Raw genomic sequence first — 23,664 nt, 5'->3', positions numbered from 1 at the left:
GTCAGGCGTCGGTCGTCGCCGGCTCGACGGCCGGCTCGCCCTCGCCCTGCGCCTCGTCGAGGACCGCGTGCAGCGACAGCTTGCCGCGCGGGTCGATCTCGCCGATCTCGACCTGGACCTTCTGGCCGATGGCCAGGACGTCCTCGACGTTCTCGACGCGCTTGCCACCGACGAGCTTGCGGATCTGCGAGATGTGCAGCAGACCGTCCTTGCCCGGCGACAGCGAGATGAACGCGCCGAAGGTCGTGGTCTTCACCACGGTCCCGACGAACCGCTCGCCGATCTCGGGCATGTGCGGGTTCGCGATCGCGTTGATCGCGGCCCGTGCGGCCTCCGCCGACGGTCCGTCGGTGGCGCCGATGTAGACCGTGCCGTCGTCCTCGATGGAGATGTCGGCGCCGGTCTCCTCCTGGATCTGGTTGATCATCTTGCCCTTCGGGCCGATGACCTCGCCGATCTTGTCGACCGGGACCTTCACCGAGATGACGCGCGGGGCGAACGGGCTCATCTCGTCCGGGACGTCGATGGCCTCGCCGATGACGTCGAGGATCGCCAGGCGAGCCTCCTTCGCCTGCGTCAGCGCGCCGGCCAGGACCGACGCCGGGATGCCGTCGAGCTTGGTGTCGAGCTGGATCGCGGTGACGAACTCCCGCGTGCCGGCGACCTTGAAGTCCATGTCACCGAAGGCGTCCTCGGCCCCGAGGATGTCCGTGAGGGCCGCGTAGCGGGTCTCACCGTCGACGGTGTCGGAGACCAGGCCCATGGCGATGCCCGCGACGGGCGCGCGCAGCGGGACACCGGCGTTGAGCAGCGACAGCGTCGCGGCGCAGACCGAGCCCATGGAGGTCGAGCCGTTGGAGCCCAGCGCCTCGGAGACCTGACGGATCGCGTAGGGGAAGTCCTCGCGGGCCGGCAGCACCGGGACGATCGCGCGCTCGGCGAGCGCGCCGTGACCGATCTCGCGACGCTTCGGCGAGCCGACGCGCCCCGTCTCGCCGGTGGAGAACGGCGGGAAGTTGTAGTGGTGCATGTACCGCTTGCGCGTCTCGGGCGACAGCGAGTCGATCTGCTGCTCCATGCGCAGCATGTTCAGCGTCGTGACGCCGAGGATCTGCGTCTCGCCGCGCTCGAACAGCGCCGAGCCGTGCGTCCGGGGCAGGACCTCGACCTCGGCCGAGAGGGTGCGGATGTCCCGCAGGCCACGGCCGTCGATGCGGAAGCCGTCGGTGAGGATCCGCTGGCGGATGAGGGTCTTCTGCACGGAGCGGTACGCGCCGGAGATCTCCTTCTCGCGACCCTCGAACTGACCGGCGAGCTCGGTCTGGACCTCGCCCTTGATCTCGTCGAGGCGCGCCTCGCGCTGCTGCTTGTCGGCGATCGACAGCGCGTCCGACAGGCGCGCGGTGGCGGCCTGCTCGACCGCGGCGAGCACGTCGGGCTGGTAGTCGGGGAACGTCGGGAAGTCCCGCGTCTCCTTGGCGCTCGAGGCGGCCAGCTGCTGCTGGGCCTCGACCAGGGCGCGGATCGACGGCTTGGCGGCCTCGATGCCCTGCGTGACGATCTCCTCGGTCGGCGCGGTGCCGCCGCCGCCGTGGATGAGGTTCCACGCGCCCTCGGGGGCGTCGGCCTCGATCATCGCGATCGCGACGTCGTCACCGACGACGCGGCCGGCGACGACGATGTCGAACGTCGAGCGCTCGCGCTCGGAGTAGCGCGGGAACGCGACCCACTGGCCGTCGACGAGCGACAGGCGCGTGGCCGCGACCGGGCCGGAGAACGGCAGGCCGGACAGCTGCGTCGACATCGACGCCGCGTTGATGGCCAGGACGTCGTACGAGTCGTCGGGGTTGATCGACAGGACCGTGACGACGACCTGCACCTCGTTGCGCAGGCCCTTGACGAACAGGGGACGCAGCGGGCGGTCGATCAGGCGGCACGCCAGGATCGCCTCGGTCGAGGGGCGGCCCTCGCGACGGAAGAACGAGCCGGGGATCTTGCCGGCGGCGTACTGCCGCTCCTCGACGTCGACCGTCAGGGGGAAGAAGTCGAAGCCCTCACGCGGGTGCTTGCCGGCCGTCGTGGCCGACAGGAGCATCGTGTCGTCGTCCAGGTAGGCGACGGCTGCGCCGGCGGCCTGCTTGGCCAGGCGGCCGGTCTCGAAGCGGACGGTGCGGGTGCCGAAGCGACCGTTGTCGATCGTGGCCTCGGCGAACTGGATCTCGGGACCCTCCACGGGTGCCCTCCTTGTTCTCGAAGGCGCCGCCCTGCCCCGCGGCGGTCTTCGACCGTGGTACCCGGACACGTGTTCCGGGAGCCACTACCGAGGACCGGACGAGCGGGGTCGGCGCGGTGGTTGTGCTGGTCGTGCAGGTGGTGCGGTCGTGCGGTCCCGCGTCGGTCCGTCGAGCCGGACCGGGCCCGACGCAGGACCAGCCCGGACCGAGGAGGTCCGGGCTGGTGCGGGTCGTTCAGCGGCGCAGGCCGAGGCGCTCGATGAGCGCGCGGTAGCGGTTGATGTCGACCTTCTGCAGGTAGCCGAGCAGCCGGCGACGGCGCCCGACGAGCAGGAGCAGCCCGCGGCGGCTGTGGTGGTCGTGCTTGTGCTCCTTGAGGTGCTCGGTCAGGTCCTTGATCCGCTGGGTCAGGACCGCGATCTGCACCTCGGGCGAGCCGGTGTCGCCCTCGTGGGTGGCGTACTCGGCCATGATGGACTGCTTCGTGGCAGTGTCGAGCGACACGGTGCTCCTCAGGTTTCTCGTTGCGCGGTGCGCCGGGGCATGTCCACCCGGGCTCTCTCGGTCCGCGGCCGGTCGTACGGCGTCCACCAGACTACCAGTGCCGGGCGCTGAGCTCGTCACGGACCCGCAGGCTCCTCGGGCCCGGCGCTCCCGAGCACCCGCCGCACCTCGGCGACGTCCGACGCCATCTGCGTCAGGAGCTCGTCGACGGCGTCGAACCGGAGCGTCGGACGCAGCCGCTCCACCAGCTCGAGGACGACCTCCTCGTCGTAGAGGTCGAGGTCGGTGCGGTCCAGCACGTACGCCTCGACCCGCCGGTCCCGCCCTCCGAACGTCGGGTTCGTGCCGATCGACACGGCCGCCGGCAGCACCCGGTCGCCCTCCTCGACCGGTGCCCCGTCCGGCCGCCGGTCGGCGCGGCGCAGCCAGCCGGCGTAGACGCCGTCGGCGGGCACCATGCCGGTCGTCCCGCCCAGGTTCGCGGTCGGGTACCCGAGCGCACGCCCCCGGGCGTCGCCGTGGACGACGACACCGCGGACGCGGTGGGCGCGGCCGAGCACGTCCGCCGCAGCCCGCACGTCCCCGAGCGCGAGCAGCTCACGCACCCAGGTCGAGGACCAGCGGCGCCCCGCCGGGGCGTCGGGCTCCCCACCGGGGCGCACGTCCTCGATGTCGTCGACGTCGAACCCGTGCCGCTCCCCCAGCTCGCGCATCGTCGCCAGGTCGCCGGAGTTCTGCCAGCCGAAGCGCACGTCGCGCCCCACCACGACCGTGCGCGCGGCCAGCGCCCCCACCAGGTACCGCTGGACGAACTCCTGCGGGCTCTGCCGCGCGAACTCCAGCGTGTACGTGACGAGCAGCACCGCGTCCAGACCCGTGGCCGCGAGCATCTCGATCCGGTCGGCGTCGCCGAGCAGCAGCGGCGGGGCGGCGTCGGGCCGGTGGACCTGGGCGGGGTGGGGCGTGAAGGTGACCGCCACGGCCCGTGCCCCGACGGCCCGCGCGTCCTCGACCATGCGGGTCAGCACCGCGACGTGCCCGCGGTGCACGCCGTCGAAGTTGCCGAGCGTCACCACCGACGGCCCCCACCCCGCCGGCACCTGCGACACGTCGGTCCAGACCTGCACACCCGCTCCCGTCCCCGTCGGCCCGCCCGTCGCGGGGCCCGGCGGACAAGCCTGCCACGCCGCGGGCCGACGCACGGCACCGCCCGCCCCCGGCGCCGTTGGCGACGCGGGGACGGGCGGTGCGCGTCAGCGGCCGAACCGTGGCGTCAGGTGCGCACCGGCCGTGGCGACCGTGCCCCCCGGGTTGGTGAAGACCGCGCGGTACTGCGTGCCGTACGCCAGCGGGGTCACCAACACCCGCAACGTCGTGCTCGTGGCGAAGGGCACGCTGATCCACGGCCCACCGCCCCAGCGCACCTGCCAGCGGACCGACGGCGCCGGGTGCCCGGACGCGGCCGCGGTGAACGACACGAAGGTGCCCATGCGCCCCGAGGTGTCGACCGGGTGCTTCACGACCACGGGCGCCTGGTGCTCCACCAGCAGGCGCGCCGTGGCGCTGGTCGCCGTCCCGGACGCGTTGGTGAACACCGCCCGGTACTGCGACCCGGCGTTCGCGGCCGTCGCGACGACCTCGAGCGTCGGGGACGTCGCCCCCGGGACGTCGCGCCAGGTCGCGCCGGTGCGCACCTGCCACCGCACCTGCGGCGCGGGGACGCCCGTGGCGGCGGCCGTGAACGTCGCGGTCGACCCGAGGGCCACGGTCACGTCCACCGGCTGCGTCGAGACCACCGGCGCGACGGCCGCGACGGCACCGTCGCCCTGGTCGGCCGCGAACGAGGCGACCCAGGACAGCGACGAGTTCCAGTTGATCGTGATCTCGTTCGACGCCCACGAGCTGATCTCGTCGAGGTAGCAGGTGGCCGGTGCGCAGTCCTCGGGCAGCGTGGCCTGCATCGTCGGGTCCCACGTGCCGCGGATCGAGTTCGGCCCGCCCGCCAGCGAGCCCCTCGGCGGGTGCGGGAGCGACGGGTCGAGCTGCGCCGCGAACCAGCGCGAGTGCTGGTTCTGCGACGAGACCGTGCCCCACCCCGTGACGTACGACAGGTTGAGGGCGTTGCGCCCGAACAGGTAGTCCAGGCCCTCGAGGGTGCCGCTCAGGTACTGCTCCTCGCCCGTGAGGTCGTACGCCGTCGCGATCACCACGAGGATGTTGGTGACCGACGAGTTGGAGCCCCAGTCGTACACGCCCCCCGTGGGCGAGTACACCGAGCCCCAGGGCTGCTCCGCCTGCGCGGCCAGGTACGCGTCGGCGCCGGCGACGACCGACGCGCGCACCTCGGCACGGTCGGGCAGCCCGTTCGGCACGGTCGCGAGCGTCAGACGACCGAGCGCCGCGGTGGCGCCCCAGCTGAACCCGCCGGGCCCGAACACGTCGCCCGTGTGGTGCGGGCTCGCGACGACGTCCGCCGCGTACCGGTCCTCACCGGTGGAGACGTACAGCTCCGCGGCCGCCCAGTAGAACTCGTCGGTCACGTCGGAGTCGTCGTACGGTCCGCCACCGTCGGCGCCCGCCGCTGCCGGGGCGTAGACCGCGGGGTGCGCGAGCGCCGCGTCGTACGTGCTGCGGGCGGTCGCCAGCAGCTGCGCGGCGAACTCCTCGTCGTGGTCGGCGAACAGCCGGGCGCCCTGGGCGGCGACGGCCGCCAGGTTCAGCGTCGCCGCGGTGGAGGGCCGGTGCAGCGACCGCGCCTGCGGGTCCGCCGCGGGTGCGAGGGGCAGACCGGTCCACCCCTCGTCGTGGATCTTGTGGTGCACCATCCCGGCGTACTCCCCGGACGGGACCACCATCTTGAGCATCCACTCGAGCTCCCAGCGCGCCTCGTCCAGCACGTCCGGGACCCCGTTGCCGTGCTCGGGCAGGTCGAGCGTGCCGTCGTCGAGCGCGCCGGCGCGCGCGCCGGGAGTCGTCAGCGTGCGCTCGTAGGTCGCGAGCAGCTGGGCCACGGCGATGCCGCCGTTGACGACGTACTTGCCGTGGTCGCCGGCGTCGTACCACCCTCCGGTGACGTCGAGCGTGTAGTCGCACGTCCAGCCGTCGTAGTAGGCACGCGGGCCGATGCACGGCACGTCGGTGTCCCCCTGGTTGGGAGCCACGCCGACGTGCCCGGCGACGCGGGCGTACTCCTCGCCGACGATCGACGCCTCGATGTCGATCCCGGAGCGCGCGAGGTAGAAGTAGTTGAGGGCGTCGTAGCGCAGCTGCGCGTAGAGGTCCTCGGCGATCGCGAACGGGTGGCTGGTCTCGCCGTCGGCGACGAGCGTGAGCCCCGTGCCGGTGGACCGGACGTCGGAGAAGTCGATGACGTGCACGTCCTGCCCGGAGGACGCGTCGGCCCCGACGGGCTGGGACCGGCCGGAGGCGAGCTCCTCGCCGTCCGCGTCGAGCAGCTGCCACGCCACGGCGTAGGGGTCGTCGGTGACGAGCGTCGCGCGCTTCGGGGCGTGCGGCAGGTAGCCCACCTGGTTGACCCGCACCCGCGGGCCGGTGTCCGGCTCGTACGGGGGCGGCGGGGTGGCGGACGTGGTCAACGAGACCTCCGAGAGGCAGAACGTGTAGGCGGCGGTCTTGCCGAGGTGGATGGCGACCTGGCCGGGCGCCGCGCCGTCGGCCGGGAAGGCCAGCCCCGCGGTGAACGGGTACGTCAGGGTCGTCCGCTCGACGCCCAGCGGCGCGGCGGACTGCTCCAGCACCATCCGGTAGTCGCCGCCGCCCTCGCCGACGATGACGCGCACCGGGGTGGCGGGCTCGGTGCGGCCGGTCAGCGTGAGGACGTAGTTCTCGCCCTCCTCGATCGGCAGGCCCGTGAAGGACAGGCCGGCGTCCCAGGGGTTGGCGTTGCCGCCGGGGACCTCGACGCACATCTCGCCGTCGGCGAAGGTCGGGTCGCCCGTGCCGTACAGGCCCCACGGGCCCAGGCTCTCGGCGAACGACGTGTGCGGGAGCAGCTCGCTGTCGCTGCTCAGGGTGACGTCGTCGAGGCAGAACGTCCAGGCGTCGTCGCTGAACCCCCCGAGCTGGAACGCGATCTGACCCTCGGGCGACTCGTCGGTCGCCGTCGCGGGGTAGGACGCCGTGGCCGTGAACGTCTCCTCGACGACCGTGGGCTCGGACGTGAGCGCCGGGCTCGTGTCCAGCACCGTGCCGTACGGCGCCCCGTTCTGCCCGATGAGCGCGCGGATGGTCACGTCGGTGGAGGCACTCGCCGCGTAGCCGAAGGTGTAGGTCGCCCCCTCCTCGACCGCGACGCCGTTGAGCACGACCCCGACGCCGTACTGCGCGGAGCCGGCGGGCACCTGCACGCACAGGGCGCCGGTGCTGGTGTCGATGCCGCCGTCGGTCCCGTACGCGATCCACGCGCCGGCCCCGTCGTCGAAGTCGTCATCGACCGCCCCGGCGGGCAGCAGCCCGGCGGCGGCGAGCACGCCGGCGCCGGTGATCGCCGTGGCCGTGCGCAGTGCACGGCGCATCGTTCGAGAAACCACGTCGTCTCCCCTGGAGTGTAGGAGCGCTCCCAGACCTCGGCGTCGGGGCGCTCGTCCTGCGTGCGTCAGGGTAGGTGTGAAACGGACCAACCGGAAGGCCGCACCCGCGACCTCCGGTGGTCGAATCGTTTCGTAGCGGCCCGACCGGGACCTAGGACGCTGGCGCGAACACGACGGTGGGCCTCAGCCGCGCGCCGCGCGCCTCGACCACGGCCACGAGGACGCCGTCGGGACCGACCGCGGCGACCGGACCCGCGGACCCGCCGACCGGGTCGATCCCCTGCCCGTACGACAGCGCGCGGGCCTCGGCCTCGCTCAGCTCGCGCACCGGCAGCACGGCACGTGCGGCCTCGGCGAGCGGCAGCACGGTCACCGCCACGTCGTCGGGCGTCGCCGCGAGCTCGTCCAGCGTCCGCGCCTGCGCCAGCCCGAACCCTCCGACCCGCGAGCGCCGCAGCGCGGTGAGGTGCCCACCGACGCCCAGTGCCGCGCCGAGGTCCCGCGCGAGCGCGCGGACGTACGTGCCGGACGAGCAGGTCACCTCGACGTCGACGTCGAGGGCCGCGACGCCGTCGGACGACGCGGGCCGCACGTCGAGGACCTCCAGGCGCGTCACGCGCACGGGCCGCGCGGCGAGCTCGACGTCCTCGCCGGCGCGCACCCGCGCGTACGCGCGCTGCCCGTCGACCTTGATCGCCGAGACCGCGCTGGGCACCTGGAGGATGTCCCCGGTCAGCGCCGCGACGTGCGTGTCGAGGTCACCCCGGACCAGGTGCCCGGCGTCGGAGCGGGCGAGCACCTCGCCCTCGGCGTCGTCCGTCGTCGTGGCGACCCCGAGGCGCACGGTCGCGGCGTAGTCCTTGTCGGCACCGGTCACGAACGTGAGCAACCGGGTGGCGCGCCCGATGCCGACCACGAGCACACCCGTCGCCATGGGGTCGAGCGTGCCGGCGTGCCCGACCTTGCGCGTCGAGGCGAGCCGGCGCACGCGCGCGACGACGTCATGGCTCGTCCACCCCGCGGGCTTGTCGACGACGAGCACACCGTCGGCCGCGGTGGGACGGCGCGGGGCCGACGGAGGACGTCCGCCCGGCCGGCGCGCGTCCGCGCTCACGCCCGCGCCGGTGGGGTCGGCCGGTCGTCGGACGCGCAGCGCGCGTCGAGGACCGCGGTCGCACCACGGTGCGGGGAGGCCGGCACGCCCGGGAGGCTATCAGTCGATGCCGGTCGCCACCCGGTCCCCACGTCGCCCGGGCGGTCGCGGTCGGCGCCCACCCGGACGGGTGGCGTGCGGTCCCCTCACCTGGGCCGACCGCGGTACGTGACCTTCGTCACGGGTGCGGGACCCCCGAGGTCCCTAGCGTGCGAGAGGTGGACGCACCCGCACGTCGGGACGACGAGGTCCCGCAGACCGCTTCCGTGCGTCGGCGCCAGCGCCGACGCCGCGCCGCCTCCCTGCTCGCGTGCGGGACCGTCCTCCTCGCGGGGTGCGCCGCTCCGCCCGGTGCGGAGTCCTCGGCGGCCCACGGTGGTGAGGCCGACCTGGTGCTGCCCGACCTGAGCGCGGTCACGGCGCTCGGCGGCGTGCCCGGCCGCACGCTCCTGCTGCTCGGCCTCGTGGTCTGCGTGCTCGGCCTGACGTTCGGCGCCGTCATGCTCGCGCGGCTGCGCCGGCTCCCCGTGCACGTGTCGATGCGGGACGTGTCGGACCTGATCTACACCACGTGCCGCGAGTACCTGCTGCAGCAGGGCAGGTTCCTGCTCGTGCTCTGGGCGTTCATCGCGACCGTCATCGTCGTGTACTACAAGGTGCTGGTCGGGTTCCCGTGGGGCAAGGTCGCGATCGTCATCGCGTTCTCGCTGATCGGCATGGCGGGCTCCTACGCCGTCGCCTGGTTCGGCATCCGCGTCAACACGTTCGCCAACTCACGCACGGCGTTCGCGGCACTGCGAGGACGCCCGCTGCCCGTCTCCCGGATCCCGCTGCAGTCCGGCATGGCGATCGGCATGGTGCTGATCAGCCTCGAGCTGCTCATCATGCTCATCATCCTGCTGTTCCTCCCCCCCACCATCGCCGGGGCCTGCTTCATTGGGTTCGCGATCGGCGAGTCGCTCGGCGCGGCCGCCCTGCGGATCGCCGGCGGCATCTTCACGAAGATCGCCGACATCGGTGCCGACCTCATGAAGATCGCGTTCCGCATCAAGGAGGACGACGCCCGTAACCCGGGGGTGATCGCCGACTGCGTCGGGGACAACGCGGGCGACTCCGTCGGCCCCAGCGCGGACGGGTTCGAGACCTACGGGGTGACCGGCGTCGCCCTCATCACGTTCATCCTCCTGGGGGTGGGCGACCCCGCCGTCCAGGCGGGTCTGCTCGTGTGGCTCTTCGTCGTGCGTGCCGTCATGCTCGTCGCGTCGGGTGCCTCCTACCTGGTCAACGACCTGTGGACGCGGCACCGCCACGCGGCGTCGACGCGGATGGACTTCGAGTCCCCCCTGACGGCGCTGGTCTGGCTGACGTCGGCCCTGTGCACGGCGCTCACCTTCGTCATCTCGTGGTTCGTCCTGGCACCGGTTGCCGACGACGGGCTCTGGTGGAAGCTCTCCGCGATCGTCTCCTGCGGGACGCTCGCCGGAGCGCTCATCCCCGAGCTGGTCAAGGTCTTCACGTCGACCGCGTCGCGGCACGTCCGCGAGGTCGTGACCAGCTCCCGCGAGGGCGGTGCCTCGCTCAACATCCTGTCGGGCCTGGTGGCCGGCAACTTCTCCGCGTACTGGCTGGGGATGGCCATCGTCGCGCTGATGACGGGCGCGTACGCCGTGTCCGGGCTCGGGCTCGACGAGCTCATGGCCGCCCCCGCGGTCTTCGCGTTCGGGCTGGTCGCGTTCGGGTTCCTCGGCATGGGTCCGGTCACGATCGCGGTCGACTCCTACGGGCCGGTGACGGACAACGCCCAGAGCGTGTACGAGCTGTCCACGATCGAGGACCTGCCGGAGATCGAGGAGGAGCTGCGCCGCGACTTCGACCTCGACCCGCGGTGGGCGACGGCCAAGCGGATGCTGGAGGAGAACGACGGCGCGGGCAACACCTTCAAGGCGACCGCCAAACCGGTCCTCATCGGCACCGCGGTCGTCGGCGCCACCACGATGATCTTCTCGATCATCATGGCGCTGACCGAGGGGCTGACCCTCGACCTCGACCGCCTGTCGCTGCTGCACCCGCCGTTCCTGCTCGGCCTCGTGACGGGTGGTGCCGTCATCTTCTGGTTCACGGGGGCGTCGATCCAGGCCGTGACCACCGGTGCGCACCGCGCCGTCGCCTACATCAAGGACACCATCCGGCTCGACGGCGTCACGCACGCCAGCGCCGAGCAGTCGCGCGAGGTCGTGCAGATCTGCACGCAGTACGCCCAGCGCGGCATGCTCACGATGTTCCTCGGGGTGTTCTTCACGACGCTGGCGTTCGCCTTCGTGGAACCGTTCTTCTTCATCGGGTACCTGATCTCGATCGCCATCTTCGGCCTCTACCAGGCGATCTTCATGGCCAACGCCGGCGGCGCCTGGGACAACGCGAAGAAGATCGTCGAGGTCGACCTCAACGCGAAGGGCACTCCCCTGCACGACGCGACGATCGTCGGCGACACCGTCGGCGACCCGTACAAGGACACCTCGTCCGTGGCACTCAACCCGGTCATCAAGTTCACGACGCTGTTCGGTCTGCTCGCCGTCGAGCTCGCCGTGTCGATGCGCGGGCAGGGGCAGGGCGTGCTGGTGCTCACGCTCGCCGCCGTGTTCGCCCTCGCCTCGTTCGCCTGCGTGTACCGCTCCTTCTACGGGATGCGCATCGGGCGCACGGGCGACGAGAGCCCTGAGCCCCTGCCGTCCGAGCCGGACGCCGACGCCGGGCCCGCGACCGCCCCGACCACGGACCAGCCGACGGCCGCGCGCGCGGACGCGCCCCGGGACGCGCCCACGGCGGACGCACCGCACGGCGCGGACACGGACGACGGCCTCGACGAGGTGCCCGACGAGGTCCCCGAGCTCGACCCCGCCCCCGCGCGCTGACGGGAGACGGCCGTGCAGATCGCGATCGCGTACACGAACCCCGTCGGCCTGCCCGTCCTCGACGACGACGGGCAGGTCACGGGGCACGACGCCGGGGCCACGCTCGTCCGACGCCTGCTGCGGGTCTTCCCCGGCGCCGCGCTCGTCGGTCCCGTCCGGCGCGCAGGCCCCGTCGAGGTGGTGCCGCTCGCGGACCTCGACCCGCAGGCGGCGGTCGTCATCAACATGGACGTGCTCACGTCGCCCGAGATCTGGCGTGCGCTGGCGCGGGACGGCGCGGAGCCGCAGGTCATGAACTTCCTGTGGTGGAACGTCGCCACGCACCACACGCACCCGGTGCCACGCGCCACTCTGGCGCTGTCGTGCGCGCTGTTCCCCACGTTCGCGAACTCCGAGCGCACGGCGTCAGAGATCCGGGAGGTCGTGCGGATGCTCACCGTCGCACCGCTGGCCGAACGCGCCGTCGTCGCGTGGGTGGACCTCGGGATCCGGCTCGAGCACGTCCGGCCGCGCACGCCCACCGAGGTGCCGGTGGTGCTCTACCCGGCCATCTACCTCTCGGAGCGCAAGCGGCCGCGGCTCTTCGTCGACGTGGTCGAGCAGGTCCGCAAGCAGGCACCGCTGGTCGTGGAGATGCGGCTGCACGAGCAGCACCTCGCGACCGAGCTGGCGATGAGGTTCTCGCAGCACGACTGGACCTGGGTGGGCCCGCTCACCTCGAGCCGCGAGTCCTACTGGCAGGCGCTGTCACGCACCACGGCGTTCCTCGCGACGTCGGTCGACGAGTCGTACGGCCTGGAGTACGTCGAGGCTCTGGTCGCCGGCGCGATCGGGGTGCTCCCCGACCTGCCCTGGGCGCGCGCGATCCTGCCGGCGCGCTACCCGTTCCTCTACGGCGACCCGCCGACGGCACGGGCGATGCTCCTGCGGGCGGTCCGCGAGCCCGACGCCTGCCGGGCCGACCTCGACGCCTGCGTGGGCGGCGACTTCCAGGGGTGGCTGCGCAGCCGGCACGACGACGACCTCTTCGAGCGCGCGATCGCCGATCGCGTGCGTGAGTGGTTCGGCTGACGCCCGTCAGTCCTCGTCGTCGGCGTCGTCCGGGTGCCGGTAGGGGTCCGCGTCACCGGCGTAGCGCGCGCTCTGCGCGAGCCGCGCGACCTCGGCGTCCCGGCGGGCGGCCTCCGACAGCGCTGACTCGAGGTGAGCTGCCGTCTCCGGCACCGCGTCGAGGTGGAACGCCAGGGTGGGTGTCAGGCGGATGCCCGTCTGCTTGCCGACCTCGGAACGGATCAGCCCCTTGGCGCTCTCGAGCGCCTTGGCGGACCCGGCACGCGACTCCTCGTCACCCAGCACCGTGTAGTAGATGTCCGCGTGCTGCAGGTCGCCCGTCACACGCACGTCCGTGACCGTGACGAACCCCAGCCGCGGGTCCTTGACCCGGGTGTCGATCATCTGGGCCACGACCTGCTGGACCCGCTCCGCCAGCTTGCGCGCCCGCCCTGTGTCGGCCATGTGTCCTGCCTTCCTTCCGGCCCACCGCCCCACGGGCGTGCGAGCCTGACGACTGCCGAGGGTGGCCGCGGGGGGCGGCGCGGCGGTCCGCCGCGCCGCCCCCCGGGGCCTGCCGGGGGTGAGCCGTCGACCCACCCCCTGGCACTGGTCCTGCTCGCGCGTCCTACTTGCGCGGCTTCTCCCGCATCTCGAACGTCTCGATGACGTCCTCGACCTGCAGGTCGTTGTACGACCCGAGGCCGATACCGCACTCGTAGCCCTCGCGGACCTCGGTCGCGTCGTCCTTGAACCGCTTGAGGGACTCGATCGTGAGGTTGTCCGCGACGAGCTTGCCCTTGCGGAGCACGCGCGCCTTGGTGTTCCTGCGGATCTCGCCCGAGCGCACGATCGACCCGGCGATGTTGCCGAACTTCGAGGAGCGGAAGACCTCGCGCACCTCGGCCGAGCCGAGCTGCACCTCCTCGTACTCCGGCTTGAGCATCCCCTTGAGGGCCGCCTCGACGTCGTCGATCGCCTGGTAGATGACCGAGTAGAAGCGCACGTCGACGCCCTCGCGGTCCGCCAGCTCCTCGACGCGCGGCGCCAGCTTGACGTTGAAGCCGATGATGATGGCGTTGTCGACCGTCGCGAGGTTGACGTCGTTCTGCGTGATGGCACCCACACCGCGGTGGATGACGCGCAGGTCGACCTCCTCGCCGACGTCGATCTTGAGCAGCGCGTCCTCGAGCGCCTCCACGGCACCGGACACGTCGCCCTTGAGGACCAGGTTGAGCGTCTCGACCTTGCCCTGCTGGAGCGCCTGCGTGAAGTCCTCGAGGCTGATGCGCTTGCGACGCTTGGCCAGGAGTGCGGCACGCTCGGCCGACTCGCGCTTCTCGGCGATCTGCCGGGCGGTGCGCTCGTCGGGCGCCACGAGGAACGTGTCGCCCGCGCTGGGCACCGAGGACAGACCGAGCACCTGCACGGGACGGGCCGGGCCCGCCTCGGTCAGCGTCTCGCCGTGCTCGTCGAGCATGGCGCGCACGCGGCCGTGCGCGGTGCCCGCGACGATCGCGTCGCCGACGTGCAGCGTGCCGGACTGGACCAGCACCGTCGCGACGGCACCGCGGCCCTTGTCGAGGTTGGCCTCGATCGCGACACCGCGGGCGTCCTTGTCGGGGTTGGCGCGCATGTCGAGCGCCGCGTCCGCCGTGAGGAGCACGGCCTCGAGCAGCTCGTCGATACCCGTGCGCTTGAGCGCGGAGATGTCGACGAACATCGTGTCGCCGCCGTACTCCTCGGCCACGAGGTTGTACTCGGTGAGCTGCTGGCGGATCTTGGCGGGGTTGGCCCCCTCGCGGTCCACCTTGTTCACCGCCACGACGATCGGCACGTTCGCCGACTGGGCGTGGTTCAGCGCCTCGATCGTCTGGGGCATCACGCCGTCGTCCGCCGCGACCACGAGGATCGCGATGTCGGTGACCTGCGCACCACGGGCACGCATGGCCGTGAAGGCCTCGTGACCCGGTGTGTCGATGAAGGTCAGCGCGCGCTCGACACCCTCGTGCATCGCGTGCACCTGGTAGGCGCCGATGTGCTGGGTGATCCCGCCGGCCTCGCCCGCGACGACGTCCGTGGACCGGATGGCGTCGAGGAGCTTGGTCTTGCCGTGGTCGACGTGACCCATGACCGTGACGACGGGGGGACGCGCGACGAGGTCGTCGTCGCCCTCCGCCTCGAGCTCGGCGTCGAGGTCGATGTCGAAGGACCCGAGCAGCTCGCGGTCCTCCTCCTCGGCCGACACCATCTCGATGACGTAGCCGAGCTCGGCCGCGAGCGTGCCGAACGTGTCCTCGTCGAGCGACTGCGTGGCCGTGGCCATCTCACCGAGGTGGAACAGCACGGTCACGAGCGACGCGGGGTTCGCGTCGATCTTGTCGGCGAAGTCGTTGAGCGACGAGCCCTGACGCAGGCGGACGACGGTCCTGCCGTTGCCGCGCGGGACCGAGACCCCGCCCAGCGACGGCGCCTGCATCTGCTCGAACTCCTGGCGCTTCGCACGCTTCGACTTGCGCCCACGCACGGGACGTCCGCCGGCACGGCCGAAGGCGCCCTGCGTGGAGCCACGACCGGCACCACCGGGACGGCCACCGCCGCCGGGACGACCGGCGAAGCCGCCGCCGCCCGCACCCGGTCCGGTGCCGCCACCGGGACGACCGGCACCGCCACCGCCGTAGCCGCCGCGACCGCCACCGCCGCCACGACCGGCCGGGGCCGGCCGCTCACCGGGGCGACCGACGCCGCTCTGCGTGCGCCCGGGCATCATGCCCGGGTTGGGGCGCGGACCGCCCGGACGCGGACCGCCGGGACGCGGCCCGCCGGGACGCTCGCCCGCCGCAGCGGCGGGGGCACCCTCGGCCGGGCGACGGTCACCGGGGCGCGGCATCCCCTGGGACGGTGCGAACGGGTTGTTGCCCGGACGCGGACCACCACCACCGCCGCCACCGCGGGTGCCGCCGGGGCGCTCGCCCTGCCGCGGCATGCCCTGGGCGGGAGCGAACGGGTTGTTGCCCGGACGCGCTGCGGGACGGGGAGCGCCGGGACGTGCGCCGGCACCTCCTGCGCCGCCCGCCTGGGGCGGACGCGGGGCACCGGGGCGCGCACCGGGAGCCGCGGAGGCAGGACGCGCCGCCGCGGCAGGGGTCTGCGCCGCCGGGGCCGGCGCGGCCGGAGCCTGCGCCGCCGGGGCCTGCGGAGCCGGAGCCGGGGCTGCGGGCGCCGGGGCGGCCGGAGCCTGCTCGGCAGGGGCCGGAGCAGCCGGCTGCGTGGCCCGTGGTGCCGGGGCCTGCGGGGCCGGGGCACCGGGGCGCGCGGCCGCCGGCGTGCCGCCGGACGACGCCGGCGCCTGGGGGGCGGCCGGGCGTGCCGGGGCGGAGGGTCGGCTGCTGCCGGACCCACCGACGGGGTACGTGTCGCGCAGCTTGCGCACGACGGGGGGCTCGATCGTCGATGACGCCGAGCGGACGAACTCTCCGAGCTCGTTGAGCTTGGTCATGATGGTCTTGCTGTCGACCCCGAGCTCCTTCGCGAGCTCGTAGACGCGGACCTTAGCCACATCTCTCCTGTCCTGGTCCGCCCCGGACAGGGTCGGACCGTCGTTAGTGCTGGGTACTCATCGCTGGGTACTCATCGGTGCGTGCTCATCGGGTCGCCATCGGCTTCCAACCCGCTTTCCCTGTCGACGGTCGGCACCGGAGTCGACTCCGGCACCGTGGTGCTGTGCTGTGGCTGGACCTGCGCGGCGAGCCGCGTCACGGTGCGGTCCACGGCCTCGGTCCCGCAAGGGCCCGTGTGCCGTAGCGCCCGTCCGAACGCCCGCCGTCGTACGGCGAGCTCGAGGCAACGCTGGTCGGGGTGCAGCCACGCACCCCGGCCCGGCATCCGACGGCGCTCGTCCACGACGAGCACGGGATCACCCGCGCCGTCGTCCGACAGCACCACCCTCAGCAGGGCCGACCTGAGGCCGGTCGCACGGCACCCCACACACGTGCGGACGGGACCCGGTTCGGGCACGGGAGGCGCGGGATCGGGGTTCCGCCTGCTCGGCGAGGAGAGCCGGGCACCCGGCCCAGCCTTCGGAAGTCTACCGCGCCCGCTCACCCGGCGTGACCGGACGCCCCCGGCCCGGGGTCCTGAGCACCTCGCGCGGGGTCCGGGGACGCCGGTCCCCCGGCCGTCTCGGCGTCCGAGCGGATGTCGATGCGCCAGGTCGTGAGCTTCGCGGCCAGGCGGGCGTTCTGCCCCTCCTTGCCGATCGCCAGCGAGAGCTGGTAGTCGGGCACGACGACGCGTGCCGCCCGCGCCACCGGGTCGACGATCGTGACGCTGAGCACACGCGCGGGCGACAGCGCGTGGGCGATCATCTCCGCCGGGTCGTCCGAGTGGTCGACGATGTCGATCTTCTCGCCGTGCAGCTCGGCCATGACCGCCCGGACGCGGCCCCCCATGGGTCCGATGCAGGCGCCCTTGGCGTTGACCGCGGCCACGTTGGCACGGACCGCCATCTTGGTCCGGTGCCCGGCCTCGCGGGCCATCGCCGTGATCTCGACCGTGCCGTCGGCGATCTCGGGGACCTCGAGGGCGAAGAGCTTGCGGACGAGGTGGGGGTGCGTGCGCGAGAGCGTGATCTGCGGGCCCCGGGGCCCGCGGGCGACGTCCAGCACGAACGCCCGCAGACGCTCGCCGTGGACGTACTTCTCCCCGGGCACCTGCTCGTGCGCCGGGAGCACGGCCTCGACCCCGCCGACGTCGACCAGGACGGTGCGGGGGTCGCGCCCCTGCTGGATGACCCCGCCGAGGATCTCCCCGGCCTTGCTGCGGAACGCGCCGAGCACCTGGTCGTCCTCGGCGTCGCGCAGCCGCTGCACGATGACCTGGCGCGCGGTCGCCGTCGCGATGCGTCCGAACCCGGCGGGCGTGTCGTCGTACTCGGGCATCTCGGCGACCGGCGGCGCCGCGACCGCCGGCACCTCACCCTCGCCGGCGGGAACGTCGGGGGTCGCCACCTCCGGCGCCGGGTCGCGCGCCCACACGGTCACGTGCCCCGTGCGGCGGTCCAGCTCGACCCGGGCGCGGGCCCGCGCCCCGGGCGTCCGGTGGTAGGCGGAGAGCAGCGCCTGCTCGATCGCCTCGACGAGCACGTCGAGGCTGATCTCCCGCTCGCGCTCGATGAGTCGCAGCGCCTGCATGTCGATGTCCACGTCAGCCCCTTCCTGCGCCGTCCGGGGACCCGGTGGCGTCCTCGTCGGTGTCGTCGTCGCGGACCGCGGCGAGGTCCACCTGCACACGCGCGTCACGCACGTCGTCCCACGCCAGCGTCACGGGCGCGCCCTCGACGGGCCGGCGCCCCTTGCCCGGGGACGTCACCGGCACCACGACCAGGTCCGGGACGTCGCCGTCCCCCACCTGCTCGAGCCGACCGGTGAGCGTGCGCCCGTCCGTCCGCCGCACCACGACGGTGCGCCCGCGCGCCCGTCGCCAGTGCCGCGCCACGGTGAGCGGGCGCTCGGCGCCGGGGCTGCCCACCTCGAGGGTGTAGGCGCTCGGGAGCACGTCGGCCGCGTCGAGCGCGTCGGAGACCACCCGCGTCACCTCGCCGACCCGGTCGAGGTCGAGCGTCCCGGCGTCGTCGTCCGCGAGGTCCACGGCGACGCGCACGACGGTGCTGCGACCGCTCCCCGTGACCTCGAGACCGTCGAGCACCAGCCCGGCGCCGGTCACGGCGGCCTCCACGATCTCCCGCACCCGCGGTGCGGTGGCTGGCGCGCCCATGACCCGGCCTCCTGTCAGCTGTCCTGCACGGCGGGGCGCAGGCGGCGACCCTGTGACGTTGTCCCACCAGCGTAACGACTCCCGGAACCTCCACCGGACGTGCACCGCCCGCGGGTGCCGGCATGGCAGGATCGCGCCCGATGAGCGCTCACCGCCCCCCGACGTCACGCCACCGCGGCCTGGCCCCGGCCGCGCGCGTCCTGCGCGGCGCCACCGTGCTGCTGCTGGGCACGCTCGCGCTCGGCGGGTGCGGGCTGCGGCTGGAGACCCCGCCACCGGTCGAGCCGTCCCCCGACGCGGTCGAGCAGGTCCGCGGGCGCACGGTGGCCGACGCGCTCACCCTCGTCGACGCCGCGTCCGCGACGGCGGCCCAGGGGGTCGAGGAGCCCGTCCGCGCCGTGCTCGACGACGTGACGGCGTTCTCGACGCGGCACGTCGAGGAGCTCGGGGGGGTGTACGACTCGGGCCTGCCGGACCCGAGCCCGAGCGCGTCGCCCGCCGCGTCCGAGGCCCCGGCGGCGGACGCGGCAGGGCTGCTCGCCCTGCTCGTGGACGGCGCGGACCGCGCGGTCATCGACGCCGACGAGGTTCCGGACCCGCAGCTCGCCCGCCTCGTCGCCTCGGTCGCCGTGGCCCGCGACGGGCTTGCCGACCGCCTCGCGGCAGCCGCGGGCGTCCCCCGCCCCGAGCCGGCTCCTCCCGCCGCGACCGACGACGGGTCCGCACCGCAGGACACCGGCGCGGTCGACGACGGCGCGACCGACGCCGCTGCGCCGGACCCGGCCGGACCGGCAGCGCTCGCGCTCGCGCACGACGAGGCGGCATGGACCTTCACCGTCCTCGCAGCCCGCGGCGCGGACGACGTGCGTGCCGCGATGCTCGCGGCCGCCGCTCGGCACCGGGCGGCGTCGGACACGTGGGCACGCACGGCGGGCGTCGTCGGGCGCCCCAGCGACCCACGCCGGGCCGCCTACGCGCTGCCGGCCGGCCTCGACGACCCCGCGGTGGTGCAGGGGCTGCCCCGCTCGCTCGAGCAGGCGGTCGCCGACGCGAGCGCGACAGCCGTCGCCGGGGCGGACGCCGGCGGACGCCGCGAGGCCGTCGAGTCGCTGCGCACGGCGACGTCCGCGGCCGCCGCCTGGGGCGCCGCCCCCGTGCCGTTCCCCGGGATGCCCGAGCTGGCGACGGTCCCCGTCGGCTGACGGGGAGGCCCGGTCCCGCCGTCGGCGGGCGGGCCCGGGTGGGCGCCGTCAGGCCCGGCCGAGCTCGTCGACCAGCTCGGCGACGCGGTCCGCGGCCGTCGACACGGGCACCTGCTCCGCCGTGCCGCCGACGCGCGGCCGGACCTCGACGACCCCGTCGGCCAGGCCCCGCCCCACGACGACGACGAGCGGGACCCCCAGGAGCTCGGCGTCGGCGAACTTCACGCCGGGCGAGACCTTGGGGCGGTCGTCGTACAGCACCTCGACGCCCCGGGAGGACAGCGTGGTGGCCAGCGCCTCGGCCGCCTCGAACACCGCAGCGTCCTTGCCGGTCGCCACGACGTGCACGTGCGCGGGTGCGACGTGGGCGGGCCACGCCAGACCCCGCTCGTCGTGGTTCGCCTCGGCGAGGGCCGCGAGGACACGGGTGACGCCGATGCCGTAGGACCCCATCGTGACGACCTGCGCCTTGCCGTTCTGGTCCAGGACCGTCAGGCCGAGCGCCTGGGCGTACTTGCGGCCGAGCTGGAAGATGTGGCCGATCTCGATGCCGCGGGCGAGCTCCAGCGGGCCGGACCCGTCCGGCGCGGGATCACCGGCGCGGACCTCGGCGGCCTCGACCGTGCCGTCGGCCGTGAAGTCCCGGCCGGCCACGAGGTCGAACACGTGACGTCCGGGCGCGTTCGCGCCCGTGATCCAGCGCGTCCCGGGCACGACGCGCGGGTCGAGCAGGTAGCGGACGGCCGTCCGCTCGGCGCCCTCGGCGACGCTCGCGTTCGGCCCGAGCGCGCTGGGGCCGATGTACCCGCGCACGAGCTCGGGGTGGGCGGCGAAGTCCGCGTCGCCCGCCGGCTCGACCTCGGCGGGTGCGACGGCCGCCTCGAGGCGCTTGAGGTCGACCTCGCGGTCCCCCGGCAGGCCGACGACGACGAGCTCGCGCTCCCCCGTGGGCTGGACGAGCGCGAGGACGACGTTCTTCAGGGTGTCGGCCGCGGTCCAGGGGCGGTCCGCCCGCGGCAGGCGCTCGTTGGCCAGCGCGACGAGCGAGTCGATCGTCGGGGTGTCCGGGGTGTCCTCGACGTGGGCGGCGGGCGCATCGGACCAGTCGAGGGGCTCGGGCACCACGGTCGTGACGGCCTCGACGTTGGCCGCGTACCCCCCGGCCGAGCGGACGAAGGTGTCCTCACCGATCGGGGTCGGCGTGAGGAACTCCTCGGACCGCGACCCGCCCATCGCGCCGGAGGTCGCCGCGACGATGACGTACTCGAGCCCCAGCCGGTCGAAGATCCGCTGGTAGGCGCCCCGCTGGGCCTCGTAGGAGGCGGCGAGGCCGGCGTCGTCCACGTCGAACGAGTACGCGTCCTTCATGACGAACTCGCGCCCGCGGATGAGCCCGGCGCGCGGCCGTGCCTCGTCGCGGTACTTCGTCTGGATCTGGTAGAGCGCGAGGGGCAGGTCCTTGTACGAGGAGTACAGGTCCTTGACCAGCAGCGTGAACATCTCCTCGTGCGTGGGGGCGAGGAGGTAGTCGCCACCCCTGCGGTCCTGCAGGCGGAAGATGTTGGGCCCGTACTCGGTCCAGCGACCGGTGGCCTCGTACGGCTCCTTGGGCAGCAGCGCGGGGAAGTGGACCTCCTGCGCGCCGATGGCCGCCATCTCCTCACGCACGACCTGCTCGACCTTCGCGAGCACGCGCAGGCCCAGCGGCAGCCAGGTGTAGATGCCGGGGGCGGCGCGCCGGATGTACCCCGCGCGCACGAGCAGCCGGTGGCTGGCGACCTCGGCGTCGGCGGGGTCCTCGCGCAGGGTGCGGACGAACAGCGTGGACATGCGCAGGAGCATGCCGACGAGCCTAGTGGGCCACGCGCCGAGACCCGACACCGTTCCGGCGCGACCACCTGTCACCCCGGCGCGGTCGGTGCGAGGATGCGGTGGTGCCGGAGCTGCCCGAGGTCGAGGCGCTCGCGCAGTACCTGCGCGGGCGGACGGTGGGCCGCGCCGTCACGCGCGTCGAGGTGGCCGCGATCAGCGCGCTCAAGACGTTCCGGCCCCCGCCGACGTCCTTGCGCGGCGGCGTGGTGGCCGACGTGGCCCGGCACGGCAAGTGGCTCGACACCGTGGTCGACTCGCCCGCCGACGGGACGCTGCACCTCGTGTGGCACCTGTCCCGCGCGGGATGGGTGCGCTGGTACGACGCCCTCCCCGAACGCCCCGCCCGGCCCGGGAAGTCGCCCATCGCGCTGCGGGTCGGGTTCGACGACGGGTCGGGCTTCGACCTGACGGAGGCGGGGACCCGCAAGCGCCTGGCGGTGCACGTCGTGGCGGACCCGGCCGACGTGCCGCAGATCGCCTCGCTCGGGGTCGAGCCGCTGTCCGACGAGTTCACGCCCGGACGGCTGGGCGAGCTGCTCGCGGTGCGCAACCAGCAGGTCAAGGGCCTGCTGCGCGACCAGGGGGTGATCGCCGGGATCGGCAACGCCTACTCCGACGAGATCCTGCTGGTCGCGCGCACGAGCCCGTTCTCCCCCACCCGCTCGTACGACGAGGCCCGCACCCGCACGCTGCACGCGGCGATCACGGCGGTGCTCACCGAGGCCGTCGCCACGGCCACCGGCCGCCCTGCCGCCGAGCTCAAGGACGCGAAGCGGCGCGGCATGCGCGTGCACGGCCGCACCGGCCAGCCGTGCCCCGGCTGGGACGGCACGCCGTGCGGGGACACGGTGCGCGAGGTGTCGTTCGCCGACTCCTCGCTGCAGTACTGCCCGACGTGCCAGACCGGTGGCAAGCCGTTGGCCGACCGGCGCATGTCGCGCCTGCTGCGCTGACCGGAGCGGCCCCACGGCGTCGCCGCGTTGGCTAACGTCTGTCCCGTGAGCGCAGCACCCTCGTCGACGGCACGTCGCCCACCCGTCCGCCTCGCCGTCGCCGGCGGTCTCACCACGGCGTCCTCGGTCGGTGGGCTCGCGCTGATGGTCGCCGGGCACGGGATCGCCGGCTGGGCCCTGATGCTGGCCGGCGGCACCTGCGCCGCGATGATCCAGCTCAGCCGCAGAGCGGGCGACGCCGTCGCCCCGCCACCGACGCCGCTCGGTGCCGTGGCCGGCGTCCTCGCGCTGATCGCGCTGCTCGTCGCCTTCGCGCTCGGGGCGCGCGCGGTGGTCGTCGCCCACCCGTGGCTCGCCGCGCTGCTCGCCCTGACGGCGGGGGCGGCGGCAGGCGCACTGCTGCGCTGGTGGCAGCTGCGCCCGGTGGCCCGCCCGGCCTGACCGTGCCGCCGTGACCTGGTCGGCACGGCTCGCCCGCGGTCGGCACAGCTTCGCGGGAGGCACAGCTCGGCGGTCAGAACAGCACGGTCGCGTACGCGCCGACCTCCCGGAACCCGACGGCCTCGTACGCCCGCACGGCCCGCGTGTTGTACCCGTTCACGTACAGCGAGACGACCGGGGCGATCTCCGCGCGCGTCGCCTGCACCACCGCGGCCATGCCGCTCTCCGAGAGCCGCTCGCCACGCCGCTCGGGGTCGACCCACACGCCCTGGACCTGGGCGACGCCCCCCGCGACGGCCGGCACCTCGGCCTTGAACACCACGCGCGGTCGGCGCCAGCCGCCCTCCCGGTCGACCCGGACGAACGAGCGGCCGTCCTCGACGAGGCGCCGGACGCGGACCTCGTACGGTCCACCCGGGCCGCTGGCCGGGGAGTACCCGACCTCCTCGGTGAACATCCGGACGCAGGCGGGCAGCACGAGGTCGTACTCCTCGGGCCGGGAGCGGCGCACCCGGGGGTCGGGCGCCACGAGCGGGTCACCGTCCAGGACCATCGAGGGCTGATGCGTGCGCACCTCGCGCTCGACCGGCCAGGCGCCGCGCAGGCGCGACCAGAGCCCCAGGACCGCGTCGGCCGGCCCGACGATCGACGAGCAGCGCCGTCCGCGTGCCCTGCCGAGCCCGGCGAACGCGGTCAGCGCGCGGGACGTGGTGCCGGCGTCCGTCGTGCCCACGACGGGCACGAGGTTCGCGCCGACCCAGCAGACCGCGAGCAGGACGTCGTCCTCGGCGTAGCCCCACAGCTCACCGCCCGCGCGACGCAGGCCCAGCGTCGCAGCCTGCTCGAGGCGGCTCGCGGCGAGCACCGAGCCCACGGGGTCGCTCGCGCACACCGCAAGCGCCGCCGGCACGTCCGCGTCGCCGAGCACGACCGCGCCCGTGCGCCCCGGAAGCGTCGTCGCCGGCACCGCCATGGCCCGATTGTGCCCCACGTCACACGCGCCTGTCCCTCGGGCGGG

General features: G+C 74.0%; 17 protein-coding genes. 5 read left to right on the top strand and 12 right to left on the bottom strand.

From position 1 onward, the window contains the following. Position 1: 1 nt before the first annotated feature. The 5 genes from Cph01nite_RS01235 to truB all read right to left on the bottom strand — a co-directional run bounded on the left by Cph01nite_RS01235 (position 2) and on the right by truB (position 8,402). Positions 2–2,233, bottom strand: a complete 2,232-nt coding sequence (locus Cph01nite_RS01235) for a polyribonucleotide nucleotidyltransferase (protein WP_203670524.1) — start codon at positions 2,231–2,233, stop codon at positions 2–4. Between the two features lie 235 nt (positions 2,234–2,468). Next, positions 2,469–2,738: a 30S ribosomal protein S15 gene (gene rpsO / locus Cph01nite_RS01230; protein ID WP_203670523.1), complete on the bottom strand. Its 270-nt coding sequence runs from the start codon at positions 2,736–2,738 to the stop codon at positions 2,469–2,471. A 116-nt stretch (positions 2,739–2,854) separates the two neighbouring features. After that, positions 2,855–3,865 carry a bifunctional riboflavin kinase/FAD synthetase gene (locus Cph01nite_RS01225; protein WP_203670522.1) on the bottom strand — a complete coding sequence of 337 codons (1,011 nt, stop codon included), beginning with the start codon at positions 3,863–3,865 and terminating at the stop codon, positions 2,855–2,857. 126 nt (positions 3,866–3,991) lie between these two features. After that, positions 3,992–7,288 carry a glycoside hydrolase family 9 protein gene (locus tag Cph01nite_RS01220; protein WP_239068951.1) on the bottom strand — a complete coding sequence of 1,099 codons (3,297 nt, stop codon included), beginning with the start codon at positions 7,286–7,288 and terminating at the stop codon, positions 3,992–3,994. Between the two features lie 151 nt (positions 7,289–7,439). Beyond that, a complete protein-coding gene (gene truB, locus Cph01nite_RS01215; protein ID WP_203670521.1) occupies positions 7,440–8,402 on the bottom strand; it encodes a tRNA pseudouridine(55) synthase TruB in 963 nt (320 codons plus the stop codon). A gap of 257 nt (positions 8,403–8,659) precedes the next feature. Between truB and Cph01nite_RS01210 the strand changes: the two genes are divergently transcribed. Together Cph01nite_RS01210 and Cph01nite_RS01205 are read left to right on the top strand one after the other, a co-directional pair. After that, positions 8,660–11,353 carry a sodium-translocating pyrophosphatase gene (locus Cph01nite_RS01210; RefSeq protein WP_203670520.1) on the top strand — a complete coding sequence of 898 codons (2,694 nt, stop codon included), beginning with the start codon at positions 8,660–8,662 and terminating at the stop codon, positions 11,351–11,353. A gap of 12 nt (positions 11,354–11,365) precedes the next feature. Continuing rightward, entirely contained in the window at positions 11,366–12,424 is a 1,059-nt protein-coding gene (locus tag Cph01nite_RS01205) for a glycosyltransferase family 1 protein (RefSeq protein WP_203670519.1), read from the top strand. Positions 12,425–12,430: 6 nt separating this feature from the next. On the opposite strand, the gene rbfA is transcribed toward Cph01nite_RS01205, so the two are convergent. The 5 genes from rbfA to rimP all read right to left on the bottom strand — a co-directional run bounded on the left by rbfA (position 12,431) and on the right by rimP (position 18,178). After that, on the bottom strand, positions 12,431–12,868 hold the full coding sequence (gene rbfA / locus Cph01nite_RS01200) for a 30S ribosome-binding factor RbfA (RefSeq protein WP_203670518.1): 438 nt from the start codon (positions 12,866–12,868) through the stop codon (positions 12,431–12,433). Positions 12,869–13,031: 163 nt separating this feature from the next. Beyond that, on the bottom strand, positions 13,032–15,962 hold the full coding sequence (gene infB / locus Cph01nite_RS01195) for a translation initiation factor IF-2 (protein ID WP_203670517.1): 2,931 nt from the start codon (positions 15,960–15,962) through the stop codon (positions 13,032–13,034). 71 nt (positions 15,963–16,033) lie between these two features. Next, positions 16,034–16,345: a YlxR family protein gene (locus Cph01nite_RS19395; protein ID WP_505661171.1), complete on the bottom strand. Its 312-nt coding sequence runs from the start codon at positions 16,343–16,345 to the stop codon at positions 16,034–16,036. Between the two features lie 158 nt (positions 16,346–16,503). Further along, positions 16,504–17,607, bottom strand: coding sequence for a transcription termination factor NusA (gene nusA / locus Cph01nite_RS01185; protein WP_203670515.1), 1,104 nt, complete (start codon positions 17,605–17,607; stop codon positions 16,504–16,506). 1 nt (position 17,608) lies between these two features. Further along, a complete protein-coding gene (gene rimP / locus Cph01nite_RS01180; protein ID WP_203670514.1) occupies positions 17,609–18,178 on the bottom strand; it encodes a ribosome maturation factor RimP in 570 nt (189 codons plus the stop codon). A 140-nt stretch (positions 18,179–18,318) separates the two neighbouring features. Between rimP and Cph01nite_RS01175 the strand changes: the two genes are divergently transcribed. Beyond that, entirely contained in the window at positions 18,319–19,380 is a 1,062-nt protein-coding gene (locus Cph01nite_RS01175) for a DUF4439 domain-containing protein (protein ID WP_203670513.1), read from the top strand. A 48-nt stretch (positions 19,381–19,428) separates the two neighbouring features. On the opposite strand, the gene Cph01nite_RS01170 is transcribed toward Cph01nite_RS01175, so the two are convergent. Continuing rightward, positions 19,429–21,222 carry a proline--tRNA ligase gene (locus tag Cph01nite_RS01170; RefSeq protein WP_203670512.1) on the bottom strand — a complete coding sequence of 598 codons (1,794 nt, stop codon included), beginning with the start codon at positions 21,220–21,222 and terminating at the stop codon, positions 19,429–19,431. A gap of 92 nt (positions 21,223–21,314) precedes the next feature. On the opposite strand from Cph01nite_RS01170, the gene Cph01nite_RS01165 reads away from it, so the two are divergent. Together Cph01nite_RS01165 and Cph01nite_RS01160 are read left to right on the top strand one after the other, a co-directional pair. Further along, positions 21,315–22,205 (top strand): Fpg/Nei family DNA glycosylase, encoded by an 891-nt coding sequence (locus tag Cph01nite_RS01165; RefSeq protein WP_203670511.1) that lies wholly within the window; start codon positions 21,315–21,317, stop codon positions 22,203–22,205. A 45-nt stretch (positions 22,206–22,250) separates the two neighbouring features. Further along, complete coding sequence (locus tag Cph01nite_RS01160) at positions 22,251–22,646, top strand: hypothetical protein (RefSeq protein WP_203670510.1); 396 nt, start codon at positions 22,251–22,253, stop codon at positions 22,644–22,646. A 73-nt stretch (positions 22,647–22,719) separates the two neighbouring features. Here the strand turns inward: Cph01nite_RS01160 and Cph01nite_RS01155 are convergent, their stop codons facing one another. Then, entirely contained in the window at positions 22,720–23,619 is a 900-nt protein-coding gene (locus tag Cph01nite_RS01155; RefSeq protein ID WP_203670509.1) for a GNAT family N-acetyltransferase, read from the bottom strand. Between the last annotated feature and the right edge of the window lie 45 nt (positions 23,620–23,664).

It is taken from the genome of Cellulomonas phragmiteti, from assembly GCF_016862775.1.
GTDB lineage: Bacteria > Actinomycetota > Actinomycetes > Actinomycetales > Cellulomonadaceae > Cellulomonas > Cellulomonas phragmiteti.
Note: the sequence above shows the minus strand (reverse complement) of the source record. Positions and strands in the feature narration are given on the sequence as shown.